Annotated in this window: 8 protein-coding genes; 1 reads left to right on the top strand and 7 read right to left on the bottom strand. The window is 70.0% G+C overall.

Going from position 1 to position 15065, the window contains the following annotated elements:
* The coding region (locus KHP12_RS07840; protein ID WP_211832156.1) for an ATP-binding protein at nt 1–2109 on the top strand (2109 nt) is incomplete at its 5' end.
* A gap of 91 nt (nt 2110–2200) precedes the next feature.
* Here KHP12_RS07840 and KHP12_RS07835 read toward each other — a convergent pair.
* The 7 genes from KHP12_RS07835 to KHP12_RS07805 form a co-directional block, all read right to left on the bottom strand.
* On the bottom strand, nt 2201–4432 hold the full coding sequence (locus KHP12_RS07835) for a pyridoxal-phosphate dependent enzyme (RefSeq protein ID WP_211832154.1): 2232 nt from the start codon (nt 4430–4432) through the stop codon (nt 2201–2203).
* Entirely contained in the window at nt 4422–5342 is a 921-nt protein-coding gene (locus KHP12_RS07830; protein ID WP_086882461.1) for a GHMP family kinase ATP-binding protein, read from the bottom strand. The genes KHP12_RS07835 and KHP12_RS07830 overlap by 11 nt, the downstream gene beginning before the upstream one ends.
* Nucleotides 5339–6829, bottom strand: coding sequence for a lyase family protein (locus tag KHP12_RS07825; RefSeq protein WP_210608732.1), 1491 nt, complete (start codon nt 6827–6829; stop codon nt 5339–5341). The genes KHP12_RS07830 and KHP12_RS07825 overlap by 4 nt, the downstream gene beginning before the upstream one ends.
* Entirely contained in the window at nt 6820–8463 is a 1644-nt protein-coding gene (locus KHP12_RS07820; protein WP_211832150.1) for a condensation domain-containing protein, read from the bottom strand. The genes KHP12_RS07825 and KHP12_RS07820 overlap by 10 nt, the downstream gene beginning before the upstream one ends.
* A gap of 40 nt (nt 8464–8503) precedes the next feature.
* The gene (locus KHP12_RS07815) at nt 8504–11686 is read right to left on the bottom strand and encodes a non-ribosomal peptide synthetase (protein WP_246643087.1); all 3183 of its coding nucleotides are present in this window, start codon (nt 11684–11686) and stop codon (nt 8504–8506) included.
* 173 nt (nt 11687–11859) lie between these two features.
* Nucleotides 11860–13698, bottom strand: a complete 1839-nt coding sequence (locus tag KHP12_RS07810; RefSeq protein ID WP_246643088.1) for an ABC transporter ATP-binding protein — start codon at nt 13696–13698, stop codon at nt 11860–11862.
* Nucleotides 13699–13850: 152 nt separating this feature from the next.
* A partial coding sequence (locus tag KHP12_RS07805; protein ID WP_211832147.1) for an ABC transporter ATP-binding protein occupies nt 13851–15065 on the bottom strand: 1215 nt, incomplete at its 5' end.

The raw sequence follows: 15065 nt of genomic DNA, 5'->3' as shown, positions 1-15065 counted from the left end.
GCCCCGTACGCGAACGAGAGTGAACGCCTGCTGGTACTGGACGACTGCGAGCACGTCCTGGACGAGTGCGGGTTGATGCTGAGCGAGCTGCTGCCAAGCCATCCGTATCTGCGGGTCGTCGCCACCAGCCGGGAACCATTGCGTCTCCCAGGGGAGGCCATGTTCTCACTGTCCGGTCTGGCGCTACCCGATGTGGACGGTGATTCGTCTCTCTCGGAGTGTCTGCGGTCGGACGCCGTGCTTCTGTTCCTGGACCGGGCGCGAACGGTGGTGCCGGATTTCCAGCTCACCCAGGAGAACGCCAGGCACGTGGGCGAGATCTGCATCCGGCTCGACGGCCTGCCGCTCCCCATCGAGATGGCTGCCCGGCTGATAAGAGTGTTTCCGCCGGCCGAGGTCAGGGCTCGCCTGGACGACCGCCTGTCCCTGCTGACAAACGGATGGCGGCTGGCGGACCAACGGCATCAGAGTCTGCGGGCCTCCCTCCAATGGGGCTACGACCTGCTGAATCCAGCCGAACGGTCGCTGCTGCGCGGGCTGTCCGTACTGCCGGGCGGCTTCGGGTTTGACACGGCTGCCGCGGTGGCCGCCGACGGCAGCGCCGCGGAACCGGGAACGTCCGAACTGCTGATCGCCCTTTCGGTCAAGTCCGTCATCACTCCGTACACCGATCAGGACGGTCCGGCACGGTTCCGGCTGCTGGAATCGATGCGAGGCTTCGGTCACGAACGGCTCGTTGCCGAAAGTGAGGACACCGAGACGTACGGGCGGCTGGTGACGTGGCTGACGCAACTATCAGAACCGCTCCACAGGGAAACGTTCATCCAGCCCGCGGTGCTCCGACATCTGGCGGCGGAACACGGCAATCTCGCCCATGCCCTCCACTGGCTGATCCCTGGCACCGACGAGCGGCAACTGCTCCTGGCCGGCGCACTGGCCACGGTGGAGTTGTCACCGGGACCCGCGGACGACACGCTGACACTGCTCTCGCACATCCTGGACCGCGGCATCGAGTCATCGCCCTACCGGAGCGTCGCCCTTGAGTGTGCGGCCGCGCTGGCGGGGCGGCAGGGGGACTACGGCACGGCCATGCGCTATGCCGAGCAGGCCGTGGAGCTGGAACGCGGCTACGGCCGCGATCCGCTCCTCAGCCGCCTCCTGCTGTTACGCAGTGCGCTCCACGAAACACACGGCGACCAGGGCAGTGCCGTGGCGGACCTGCGGGAGTGTCTGAAGATCGGCCACCGTCTGCGTGACGAAACCCTGACGGCTCTCTGTCGGGTCGGTCTCGCCCGCTACCAGCTGCTCAACGGTGAACTGGGCCGGGCCGAGCAGGTGATCGAGGAGTTCCTGCCCCTCCTGCGAATGAGGGTGCCGCCACGGTGGCTGCACGCGGTTCTCGTCACGGCGGGCGCGCTCGCTCTCGAGAAGGACGACCTGCCGACAGCGGAGGCGTACTTCACCGAGTCGTTGCGCGGTCCCGCGGAGCACACGCGCGGACCGGCCGACGCGCTCCAAGGGCTGGCCATCGTCGCCGCCCGCGCCCACCGGTTCGAGAGAGTGCTTCAGCTCATCGGGGCAGCCGAGCAGATCGGTCCGCCTGCTTCGTGGGGTGACGCGTGGTGGCGGGAGCGGGTGAACGCGGCACGGTCCGCGGCACTGAAGGCCCTGCCGCCGAACCGGGCCGGCGCCTCGCTCGAAGCCGGACACGCGATGCGGCACCGTCATGTCCTCGCCTTCGCCCTCGGCTCCCAGGCGACCGGCGCGACCGCGGAGGACTCCGACGGCCTGCTGAGCAAGCGGGAGCGGGACGTGACCGCTCTGGTGGTCGAAGGACTGACCAACCGGCAGATCGCCGCCCGGATGCATGTGTCGGTGCGCACCGTCGAGACGCATATCCGCCACATCAGAACCACCCTGGGCCTGCGCTCGCGTGCCCATATCGCGGCATGGGCCGCGGAGCGGCGAACCGCGGCCGTGCGCCCCGCCGTGTCTCCCCCGAGCCCGGGGCCGCTGGCTGAGGCCGCTCCACTGGTGTGGGTGTCCACGGCGGGTGCGGACCGGTCTTCTCGATCGCGTGAGCTGCGAGGCGTACGAAGAATCGGATGACCGAACTGGGGTCTTCACTCGCACGGTGGGGGCTGCGCCCGTGTGGCTCACGCTCAGCCCCCACCGCACCCATGAAGGTGTACACCGACGGTCAGTCCTGGTCGGTCACCACGTCCACCAGCCGTACGGCGGCGTCCAGAGTCTCCAGGACCTCCTGGGCCGAGTCGCCGCCCGCGACCACGTAGCCGAGTCGGTCATAGGCGTCCCGCGGCGGCCGTACCGCACGGCCCGGGGAGCCGGTGGTCACCACCCGTTCGACGCCGGGCACACGCTCCGCCTCCGCTGTTCCCGTGATGGCCACCAGGCGTCCTGTCCGACGCGCGACCAGGAATCTGATGCCCGCGTGCCGGGCCCTGTCGGCGAGCAGCCGCACCGGGTACCCGGCCGCGGCCCGCACCTGCTGCTCCAGAAGGTCGATCCCCGTCGCCGCACGGACGAGTTCGGGGATCATGCCGCCGGCGAGCCTGGCGTTGATCTCGATGACCACGGGGCCCATGTCCGTCATCCTGATCTCGACGTGTGCGGGACCTCGGTCGAAGCCCACCGCCTTGAGCGCTTGGCGGGCCGACTCCGCGAGTTCGCCGGAGGTGGCCTCCGGCAGCTCGGCAGGGAAGACGTGGCCGGTCTCGACGAAGTAGGGCAGCGCGCACGCGGTGCGCTGGGTCACCCCTAGGCAGGCGGCCTGCCCGTTGTCGCAGAACATCTCCACGCTGTATTCCGGCCCGCGGGCGTACTCCTCGATCAGGACCTTGCCGGCGGTGGCCTGGCCGCGAACGTTCTCGGTCACGGCCAGGACGCGGGCGGCGTGCTCGGCGGCCGTGGCGGCGTCCTCGCACCACAGCACGTCCTGCGACCCCGATCCGCCCACGGGCTTGACCACGCACGGCAGGCCCACGGACGCGACGGCACCGGCGATGTCGGCGGAGTCGCCGATCACAGCGAACGCCGGCTGCGGCACCCCGGCGTCCCTCAGCGCCGTACGGGTCAGCGACTTGTCGCGGCAGGCCGTCATCGTCTCCGGGGCGTGGCCCGGCAGGCCGAGCGCGGCGGCCAGCCGTGCGGTGTGTTCCAGATAGAAGTCACTGGTCGTCGTGAGCCCGGCGATGGTCCGTTTCCCGGCCGCCTCCCGAACCGCCCGGAGGACGTCCGCGTCGCTCTCGGTGTCGCAGGCGACCGTCCGGCAGCCGGTGCCGTCGAGGCCGGCGTAGCGAGCGGGGTCCTTGGCCAGCAGGACCGGCTCGAAGCCGAGCCGCACGGCGGTGCGCAACGCGAGCATGCCCGTCCCTGTCGTATTCGACTCCACAAAGACCAGGACGGGACGGTTCTCGCGCGGGATCGAGGCGAACGACCAACCGGTGACCGTCGTGCCGTAGGGGACCTCGACGGGCCGGGTGGCGATCGGGCCGGCGGGCCGGTGGCGGTACACGCTGTCCACGTAGCGGTCGCCGCGATCCGGCAGGATTCCCACCAGACGGGTGCCGGGCCCCGCCTCGGCGGCGAGGTGGGTCAGGATCCGGTACACCGACCCGGAGGTGTTCCCGGCGAAGATCTTCTGTTCCCGGGCGAGCCGCTGGGTGGCGTCGAACGCCTCGTCGTCCGAGAGCCAGTGCACCTCGTCGAAGAGCCGGTAGTCGATGTTGTCCGGGTACAGGCTGTTGCCCAGTCCGCTCTGTTTGCGGGCCGGTACGTCGGGCTGGCCGAAGAGCACGCTGCCGACGCAGTCGACACCGACCACCTTCAGGTCGGGCAGCCGCTCCAGCAGCGCCGCCGACGTACCGCACAAGGAGCCGCCGCTGCCGACGGAGCCGACCACGACGTCCACCGTTCCCAGGGCCTCGATCAGTTCGTCGGCCAGCGTGCGGTACGCGGCCGGGTTCTGCGGGTTGCTGTACTGCTGGGGCCAGTAGGCACCGGGCATGCCGCTCATCAGCTCCGCGAGCCGCTCCAGCCGGGCGCTCTGCCACCCCTGCCCGGTCATCGTCTCCACCACGTGGACCACGCACCCGAGGGCCTCCAGTTTGGTGAGGGTGATCGGGTCGATGCGGGGGTCCGTGACGATGTGCACGGGGTGCCCCAGGTAGGTGCCGACGAGAGCGATTCCCAGCGCCATCGTGCCGGACGAGCTCTCCACGATGGGCGCGCCTTCTTCGAGCGCACCGGACCGGCGGGCCTCGAGGATCATCTGCCGGGCGACACGGTCCTTCATCGCGTAGGGGTTCAGCAGCTCCAGCTTGGCGTAGGCCTCGACCCCCTCGGCGGCGTCCACCCGCAGCCGTACGGCCGGGGTGTTGCCTATCGCGTCGACGATGGTGTCATGACGCATGCGCGCTCCCTGGTGATGTGAACGAACGAAAGACGGTGGTGGCGCCGGGCAGGCGCGAACATGCCGCGGCGGCGGCCGACAGCTTGTGCTGGTGGTCGGGGTCGCCGGCGTCGAGCAGGAGGCCGAGCATGGTGCCGCTGTGGGCGCAGACCACGCCCAGAGCGCCGATCTCGTCGCTGACCCGGATCATGGCGTCCAGGTTCCGTTTGGGAACGAGCCGCTGGTTGAGGACCGCGCTGCGGGTGGCGATCGCACCCACCCGGGCGAGGTCCCCGTGGTCGACGGCGGTGGTGAGGTCCCGCATCAGGCGCTCGTACTCGCGTTTCTGGGCAGGCGTGCGGTGCAGGGGCCGCCGGTTGAAGGCCACCGTGTCGAGGTGACCGCCCTCGTCGACGGCCACCACCGTGGCCGGGGGCAGGGTGCCGAGCGACGCGCGCAACCGGACCGTCCGGTGCTCGAACACCACGATCCCCGGGTGCATCACCCCGTCAGTGGGCTCGATCGGGCGCAGCCAGCCTTCGACGGCCGCGGGCGAGGTGTCCAAGCCGAGCACCGCCCCCACGGCCCTGGCCGTGGCGACCAGGTCGGCGGAGGAACTGGCGAGCCCTTTCCCCACGGCCAAGCCGCTGTCGAGGACCAGGGAGCCGCCGCCGCCGACGCCTCGGACGTCGAACATGGCCCGCGCCAGGCGCAGCGACTTGGTCTTGTGGGAGGGGAAGACGTGCAGTGGGCCGTCGCGGTCGTACCGGAACCACGCCCGGGTGCCGCGAGTGATCGGGAATGTGACGAGGAAGTCGACTCCGTCGGGCAGCACCCCTTGAAGCAGCTCGCCGAAGGTTCCGCAGGCGGTGCCCGCGCCCTCGCGCAGGTCCACGCCCGGCCGGCGGGCGACCAGCGCCGGCTCCCTCATGACCGCCGCTCGGCCGCGGTGAGCAGGTCGTCCCGTTGGCGGGCGGCATCGGCGGATCTGCGTTCGCGCCGGGACCACTCCTCGGTGAGCTTCGCGAATTCGCCGTCCTGGTCGGCGAGCATCGCCCGCACCTCGTCGGGGTGGGCCGAGCCGGCCGATCGCTTGGCCCGCAGTCCTTCGTCCACGTCGAAGGCGGCGACGAGGAGGGCGTCGGTCCGCGCGACCTCGTATCCCGCGTCGGCGCAGAGCGTGGCCAGTAGCGAGCCGTCTGGTACGGCCGGCCGCAGCCCCTTCTCCAGGGCGCGCTTGATGTACCGCCCGGAGATCACCTGAGCCGTCCGCCAGGGGATGCCGCACTCCAGCGTCAGCTGGTTCGCGAGGGTGAATCCTCCCAGGTACTCCCCCGCACACGCCTCGCGCATCCGGTCCGCCGAGAAGGCCGCTCCGGCGATGACCGCCCGCGTCAGCCGCAGCACCGAGCGCATGGCGTCGAATTGGGTGCGCAGGTGCCCGCCCGCTTCCTTCGACACCTCCACGGTGTTGGTGTACGCGGTGTTGCGCTGCCCGGCGGCGATGTCGGCCGCGCACCCGGCGACGTGGGCACACCGGCCTCGGATGCGCTCCAGCACGGGAAAGTTGCGCTTCTGCGGCATGGCCGCCGAGATACCCGACAGCTCGTCAGGAAGCTCCAGGAAGCCGAAACCGCTGCCGCCCCAGGCCATGAGGTCGGTGGCGAAACGGCTCAGCGTCACCGCGTAGCGGGCCAGATCGCCGGAGATCGCCATGGTCCAGCCGCGGGAGGCGACAGCCACCAGCGCATGCGGCTGGACACGGGAGAAGCCGAGCAGCTCGGCCATGCGAACGCGGTCCCAGGCGAGCTCCTGGCCGGCCATCGTTCCCGAGCCGAGCGGGCAGGTATCGACCTCGTCGTAGGTGTGCAGCATCCCGCGCAAGGTGGCCGTGGTCTCGGCGGCGAGGGCCGTGAGGTGGAAACCCGGGCTGATGACCTGCGCGGCCTGGGCATGGGTGTATCCCGGCATGGGCACGTCGGCGTACCGGGCGGCGAGCGAGGTGGCGGCACGGCCCAGCGACAGCAGGTCGGCGGCCACAGCGGTCAGGTTCTCGCGAGCGCACATCAACTGGGCGCAGACCTGGAGGTCGTTGCGGCTGCGGTCCACGTGCCACGCGTGGAACGGCGGGACCGGGCCGGACAGGACGTGCCGCTCGACGGCGAAGGAGATGTCCGACATATTCTCCTTCGGGTCGGCGCGGACGACGTCCGGGGTCAGCGAGTCGAGCCGTGCCCCGATCCCCGCCGCCCCGGCGGCGTCCACCAGCCCCATCCGCACGTACTCCAGCAGCAGGACCTTCTCGATGGCGAGGTAATGGCCGAGCAGATGCTCCACCTCGTAGGCGAACTGCGGGGCAAGCACCTCCTCATGCCAGATGTCGCTCGGTACGCCGTCGATTCGGCCCGTCACCGCCATGCCGTCCTCCTCGGGCGCTTGCGGTCGAGTTCGGTGGCAAGCCCGGCCACCGTCGGATCGGCGAAGAACGCCTGGATGCTCAACTCGCAGTCGTGCTCCGCCTCGAGGCGCGCCAGCATGCGCAGGGCCTGCACCGAGTGACCGCCCAGGTGGAAGAAGTCGTCGTGGACGTCGGTCACCGCGGTGCCGAGGACGGCACTCCACGCGTCGGCGACCAGCCTCGCCGTCGCGGTGCGTGGCCTGCCGCCCGCGGCCGTCCGGGCGGGGCGCGTCGCCGGGGCGTCTCCCGGCCGGGGCGCGACCGGGAGACGCGGCAGGGGCATGTCCCACGCGGAGACTCCCGCGACGAGCAGCGCGAGGTAGTCGGCGAGCAGCGCGTCGGCGGTGCCCTTCTCGAGGAGTGCCACGTTGTACTCGACCCGGACCGTGTCGGCCGTGATCTCCAGCAACAGGTCGTCCTCACAGCCGGCGGAACCGGAGGAGGCGGCTCCCAGGCCGCCGTCCGCGGGCACATGGTTGAAGGCCAGTTGGTACAGGGGAGGCACGCCGGGCAGCCGTGGCACGGGCAGCAGTTCGACGAGGGTCTGGAAGGGGATGTCGTACCGATCCTCGACATGGGCCGCCGACCGTACCCGGCCCACCAGTTCGGCGAAGGTCGGGGCGCCGCTGACATCGACCCGGACCACCAGCATGTTGACGAACGTGCCGATCATCGGCGCCACATCGGCCTGGCGACGGCCTGTCACCGGCAGACCGACGACGATGTCCTCCTGTCCCGAGTGGCGGTGCAGCAGGGCCACGTAGGCGGCGAGGCAGAGCATGACGGGCTCGGTGCCGAGCCGCCGTGCCGCGCCCGGCAGCGACGCGGTGACCTCCGGGGGGAGGCCGGCCCGCACCTCGGCCCCCACGAACGTCCGGGCCGCGGGCCTCGGGTGGTCGAGCGGCAGGCGGTGGACGGGCGGGAGCTGGGCCAGCCGCGCACGCCAGTACGCGGCCAACTCGGTTCGCCGGCGGGGCGACAGCCGGTCGCGCTCTCGCCGTGCGTAGCCGGTGTAGCTCAGCGGAAGCTCCGGCAGCTTCGGCTCCCGCCCCTGTTCCACAGCCGCGCAGATCTCGGTGAGTTCGGCGTGGAGGTTGAACCGTGAGGCGGCGTCGTAGACGAGGTGGTGGGCGGCGAAGACCACCGCCCATTCCGTCTCCCCGAGCGCGAGCAGCTCCGCGCGCCACAGGGGGGCCCGCTCCAGGTCGAAGGGCCGGCGCGCCAGCTCTGTCCTGCGAGAGCGCCGGGCGTCCGTCTGCTCGGCGTAGTCCGCACCGGTCAGGTCGACGTGGCGGAGCGCCAGGTCGATCCGCGGGAGTACGTACTGCGTGAGCCGGCCGTCGACGATCCGCAGGGCGGTGCGCAGGGCCTCGTGGCGCCGCACCAGCAGGGCGAAGGCACGCCGCAGGTCGGCCTCGGTCACCTCGGCGTGCACGACCAGCTCATCCACGATGCGGTACGCCGACGCGTCGGGTGCCATCCGGCTGGCGAACCACACGCGCTCCTGTGCGGAGGACGCGGGGACGGCGCGCGGCGCGGCATCGTGATCCGGCTGCGGATCGACGCGCGCCGCGGATCCTGGTCCTGCCGTCATGTCGTGGGGCGGGGCGGCCGGGGCAGCGGGCGGGTGCCGGTCACGCCCGCTCACCGCCGGTGTCCGCGTCGGTGCCCGGCCGGACGTGGCCGGGGATCCGCACCGCGTCGCCCATGACCACCACGATCTCGCGCTGTCCCTCGAACGGTTCCCGGCTGTGGGCCATCCTGAGGTTGTCGACGACGAGGACGTCCCCGCTTCGCCACGGCTCGCCGACCGTGAACCGGTCGTACACGGCGTTGACGGCCTCCACGGTGTCGCCGTCGATGGCCGTGCCGTCGCCGACCATCGTATGGAACGGCAGGCCGTGCGGCCCGTAGACGTCGGTGAGGTACTCGCGGACGGCCGGATCCATCGTCAGCCCGTTGAGGAAGGCGATCTGGTTGAACCATCCGGGAACGCCCGTCGTGGGATGCCGTACGACGGCGGCGCGCCGCTGACGGGTGCGGAGCCGGTCCCCGGGCAGCCACTCGTGGTCGATGTCCGCGGCGGCGCAGTACGCGTCCACCTCGGCGCGGTCGTCGGTCCCGAACGCCTCCGGCCACGCCGTGCCCACCTCGTGGTACATGCGGGTCAGCAGCCAGCCGTGGCGCTCGAACGGGGCGACGAGATCGGGCGGCAGCGCCTTGAGGACCTGCTGGGAGTCCGCGACGTTGGTCCTGCCGCCCCGGTCGGGGGCCGTGAGACAGCCGAAGACCAGGATGCCGGGGACCGTGGCGGCGTAGCTCAGTTCATGGTGCATACACATCGGCTCGTCCGACGGCCAATGGCTGGACGAGTAGAGCCCCGGGGCGTGGGCGGTCCTCGGGGCGAAGCCTTCGCGTTCGGTCATCGCGGTGATCCCGAGTCCTTCCGCGACCGCGGCGACATCGGCGGCCGTGCGCACTCCGATGCCGCGCAGCAGCACGGCGCCGGACTCGGCGACGGCCGCGTGGACAGCGGTGCGGTGGTCGGCCGCCCAGGCGGCGGGCCCCTCGTCGGGCTGTGCGGCGAGCACGCGTGGTACGGGCCGCGACTCGGAGTCCCGCGCCGCGGCGGCCTTGCGGTCGACCAGGGCGGCGATGTCCGTGACGGTGGGAGTGCCCCACAGTTCGGCGACGGTCACCTGGCGGTCCAGGGCGATCGACAGACGGATCACGGAGAGCGAGGTGCCGCCGAGTTCGGTGAAGCGGGAGTCGCGTCCGATCCGCTCCAGCGGGACCTTCAGCACCTGTGCCCACAGGTCCGCGATCTTCCGCTCGGTCTCCGTGGCGAACTCCGTGGCCCGCACGTGCCCGGTACCGTGGCGTTCCCGCTGGGCGAGATCGGTCAGGGAGATCCTGTCGATCTTCCCATTGCCGGACAGGGGCAGCTCAGGGGTGTGGTAGAGGCGCGGCGGGACCATGTACTCGGGCAGCGTCCGGGCGAGCGTCCTGGCGACCTGCCCCGCGTCCGGCGCGTCCGCGCCGGTGTAGTAGCCGACGAGCTGTGGCTCGGTGGCGGATCCGGCGACGACCACGGCGCCGTCCCGGACACCGGATACTTGCAGGAGCCGGTCCTCGACCTCGCCGATCTCGATCCTGAACCCGCTGATCTTGACCTGCGAGTCGCGGCGGCCGAGGTATTCGAGCTCGCCGGAGGGCAGCCAGCGGCCGAAGTCGCCCGAGCGGTAGAGGCGCTCGAGCGGCCGGTGGGGGTCGCGGCCGAAGACGGCCGCCGTGCGCTCCGGGTCGTTCACGTATCCGCGGCCCACGCAGACTCCGGCGATCACGATCTCTCCCGGTGCGCCCACCGGGAGAAGCTGAAGCCTGTCGTCCATGACGTAGACACGCGAGTTGCGCACGGGGGCGCCGAGCGGCACGGCACGGTGGGCGGGCAGGGCATGCATGACGCCGTGGTTGGAGTCGTCGCTGACCTCGGTAAGGCCGTAGCAGTTGACCAGCGGCACGGTGGGGAAGGCGTCGAACCAGCGGCGCACCAGCTCCTTCTTCAGTGCCTCGCCGGTGACGGCCATGACGCGCAGGTCAGGCAGCTTCCGGTGCTCCTCGGCCAGCGCGGAGAGGAAGAGTTCGAGGTACGTGGGCACCAACTGCGCCACGTGGACGCCGTTCTCGGCCAGGGTGTCGATGAACGTGTGAACGTCCATGATCACGTCCTGCTCGATGATGAGCGTCTGGCCACCCATGAGGAGAGCCGAGACCAACTGCCACAGCGATATGTCGAAGCACTGCGGCGCGGTCTGCGCCACGACGTCTCCCTCCTGGACGCCGAGGTCTTCGATCTTGGCGTAGAGGTGATTGAGGAAGCCGTCGTGTTCGCACATGGCGCCCTTGGGTTCGCCAGTCGAGCCCGAGGTGAAGTAGATGTACGCGAGCTGGTCCCCCGCGATGACGAGGTCCAGGTTGTGGCGCGGTCCGCCTTCTTCGAGGAGGTCCCGTACGTACAGGCACCGTGTGTCCTGGCCGGCCAGCGCCTGCTCCAGCGGCGCGACGTCGTGGTCGGCGAGTACCCACCGGCACTCTCCCCTGGTGAGCGTGTTCGCCATCCGCTCGGCGGGGAAGTGCGGTTCGAGCGGCAGATAGCAACCGCCCGCCTTGAAGACGGCGATAACGGCCGCGAGCCACTCCAGGGAGCGCTGCGTCACCACCGCCACGACATCCTCGGGGCGCACCCCTTCCCGGCGCAGGGTCCAGGCGACAGCGTTGGCTTTCTCGTTCACCTCGCGGTAGGTCCAGCTTCGGCCGCCCTGGACGGCCGCCACCGCCTCCGGGTGGCGACGCACCCGGTCCTCGAACAGCTCGTGAAAGCGTCGTCCGGGGAGCGGCTTCTCGGGCCCTGAGCAAAAGTCGATGACCTTCTCGGTCTCGGCGTCGGACAGCAGACCATGGCGGGTATGCGGCTCGTCGGGGCACCCGGTAAGGACGCGCAGAACGTGCTCCACGTAGCCGCCCAGTCGCTCGGCCGACACGTGGGGCTGCTCATCGGTGCTGCCCCAGGCTTCCTGTGCCTCCTCGCGTCCCTCATCGGTGGCTGCGCGCACGATCAGGTCGCGCCAGGTCGCGTCGGCAGGCAGGGCGGGCCCTCCCATGACCACCGAGGCGACCTTCCACCGCGCAGCGAGCCGGACCACTTCGGTATCGACGGCGCAGGACCGGGCCAGGGTGATGGCGGCCTCCGCCACCGCCGGTGCCGCCGGGAGTCGATCCCGTTCGTCGCCGACCTCGCGAGGAACTGCGTCTTCCATGAGGTTCCCTACCTTTCGTCCTGGGTTGGTCGCGGTCATTCGTAAGATCGGGACACCCAGGGGTGCCGGGTGCGGCTGTCATGTTGTTGCCGCGTTCATGGCTGAGGAGGATGGGCAGAACCACCGCGTGCGCACTCTCAACATCCGCAGACGTCTGTGCCGTCCATCGTCTGTCACCCCTTTGCGGTAGCAGCGGCATCTCCATACGGCTCCTCGGCTCCTCCGGACTCCGGTGTGCCGAACTGGGCTGCGTACATGCGGGCGTAGGGTCCGGCGGTGCGCATCAGCGTCTCGTGGTCGCCCTGTTCCACGACCCGCCCGGACTCCATGACGAGGATGAGGTCGGCATCCCGGATCGTGGAGAGCCGGTGAGCGATCACGAAACTGGTCCGGCCGGCACGCAGGGTATGCATCGCCTTCTGAATGTGCGCCTCGGTGCGCGTGTCGACCGCGCTGGTCGCCTCGTCCAGGACCAGGATCGCTGGGCGGGCGAGGAACGCCCGTGCCACGGTGATCAGCTGCTTCTCTCCCGCGCTGATGACGTCGTCGTCGCCCAGGACCGTGTGGTAGCCCTCCGGCAGGGCTCGCACGAAGGTGTCGACGTGAGCGGCGCGGGCCGCCTCCACGATCTCGTCGAAGGCGGCGTCAGGGTTCCCGTAGGCGATGTTGTCCGCGATGGTGCCGTCGAAGAGCCACACGTCCTGCAGGACCATGCCGATTCGGGCGCGCAGCTCCGCGCGGTTCATGCCGGCGATGTCGGCGCCGTCCAGGGTGATCCGGCCGCTGTCCGGTTCGTAGAAGCGCAGAAGGAGGTTGACGAGCGTGGTCTTGCCCGCACCGGTCGGTCCGACGACCGCCACGGTCTGCCCGGGGTGGACGGTGAGGGACAGGTTCTCCAAAACCGGAGTGTCGGGCCGGTACCGGAAGGAGACGTGTCGGAATTCCACGTGACCGCAGACGGTTTCCAGGCGGGTCGGGCGGGCTGGGTCGGCGGGCTGCTCCGGTTCGTCGAGCAGGTCGAACACTCTGCGCGAGGACGCGACACCGGCCTGCGTCCGTTGGATGATCTCGCCGATCTGGCCGATCGGCCTGTTGAACTGCGCCGAGTACTGCAGGAAGGCCTGAACGCCGCCCAGAGAGATGCCTCCGGACGTGACGAGCAGGACTCCGATCACCGCGATGAGCACATAGTTCAGACTGGTGACGAACATGCTCAGGGGCCGGATCATGCCGCTGATCAGCACCGCGCCCACGCTGGACTCGTACAGCGCGTCGTTGTGCTCCACGAAGGAGGCGTCGTCCTCGTCCTGACGGCCGAAAAGCCAGGTCGTCCGGTGTCCGGTGTACTGCTCCTCCACATGGGCGAAGAGCAGGCCGGTACGAGTCATCCGCTCCGCGGCCTGTACCTGGGAGCGCCGGGCGAGACGACCGGACAACAGCAACAGGACGGGTACGGTCACGACGAGCACCAGCGTCAGCAACGGGGAGATGTAGAACATCATCAACAGCGAGCCGGCCACCGTCATGGCCGCGGTGACGGGCTGTGCCAGCTCCAGTCCGATGGCGATGGCGCCGATGTCGTTGGTGACGCGGCTTATCACCTCGCCGCGCGGCCGACCGTCGAAGTAGCGCAGAGGCAGGTGGGCAAGCTTGTCCTCCACCTGCTCACGCAGTTCGGTTACCACGCGCTGCGCCATCGTGGTGATCAGCCGTCCCTGGAGCAACAGGAGGACCGCGGCGACGGCGTAAAGCACCAGTGCGATCACCAGGTAGTGCGTGACGCGGGAGAAGTCGATCCCCTGGCCGGGTACCACGTCCACCCGGTTGACGATGGCGAGCATCGTGGTGTCGCCGTTTGCGCGCAATTCCTCGAGCATCTCGCGACGTGTGCTGCCTGGTGGGAACCGTTGGCTGAGCATCCCGGCAAACACCTGGTCGGTGGCCTTGCCCAGGAAGACCGGTCCGGCGACGGACAGAGCGACCCCGCAGACGCCGAGCAGAAGGACGCCCATCAGGTGATTGCGGCGTGGCCCCAGAAGTCGGCCGAATACCTCCACGACCGTGAGTTGGGCCGGCGCCTGCTCGGATCCCGTATCGCGCCGGAGCCCCTGCGCCGAGGTGCGGAGCCTCTTCGCGTCGGTTCCACCAGCCATTCGCTCGCCGCTCACGCTCTCTCCGGAATCGTCGTCTGGGACTGCAGGATCTGCTGGTAGATCTCGTTCGATTCGGCAAGTTCGCTGTGCGTACCGCTGCCGACGATCCGTCCCCGATCGAGGACGACGACCTGGTCGGCATCTCGTACGGTGCTGACGCGTTGCGCTACGAGGAGGACCGTGCGGTGCGCTGCCTCCCGGGCCAGTGCCTGCCGGAGGGCGAGTTCGGTGGCACCGTCGAGGGCGGAGAAGGAGTCATCGAACAGATAGAGGGCGGGACGGCGCAGCAGCGTCCGCGCGATCACCAGCCGCTGACGCTGGCCGCCGGAAAGATTGGCACCGGCCTGAGCGAGAGGATGGTCGAGTCCTCCAACCGTTCGTTCCACGAATTCCCGGGCCTGCGCGACATCCAGTGCGTGCCACAACTGCTCGTCGGTGGCGTCCGGCGCACCGTATCGGAGGTTCGTGGCGACGGTGCCCGTGAAAAGGTGCGGCTTCTGCGGCACCAGACCGACCGCGGCCGAGAGCACAGCGGGGTCCAGCTCACGGACATCGACTCCGTCGATCCGAACCGTTCCCTCTGTGGCGTCCACCAGACGCGGGATCAGGTTCAGCAGGGTGCTCTTGCCGCTGCCGGTGCTGCCGATGAAAGCGACGGTCTGTCCCGGACGCACCTGGAGGTCGATGCCCTGCAGCACCGGGCTCTCGGCGCCGGGGTACTGGAATCCAAGCCCGCGCAGTTCGAGGGTGCCGCGGACGGCGGAAGGGCGGACCGGGCGCCGGGGCGGGCGAAGACCCGGCTCGGCTCGCAGGACCTCGTCGACGCGGACAGCGGACACCTGGGCCCGGGGCACCGCCATGACCATGCCGCCCAGCATGATCAGCGCCCCGAGGACTTCCGCCAGATATGTCAGAAAAGCGGCAAGGGCGCCCAGTCGCATGTCGTTCGTGTCAATCAGGTGGCCGCCGAACCACACGACGGCGACCCCGCTCACGTTCATCAGCAGCGTCATCAACGCAACGAGCACGGCCATGGTGCGGCCCACGCGGAGAGATGCCTCCTGCAACTCGGCATTGACGTGAGCGAAGCGGCGGCGCTCGTCTTCTTCCCGGACGAAAGCGCGAACGACACGAACACCGATGATCTGCTCGCGCAGCACTCGGTTCATGGTGTCGATGGTGTACTGCATGCGGTGGAAGGTCGGCCGCAGGCGATGGTTGAAGAG

The sequence above is a fragment of the Streptomyces asiaticus genome (genome assembly GCF_018138715.1).
Classification (GTDB): domain Bacteria; phylum Actinomycetota; class Actinomycetes; order Streptomycetales; family Streptomycetaceae; genus Streptomyces; species Streptomyces asiaticus.
This window is presented reverse-complemented; position numbering and strand designations above follow the sequence as displayed.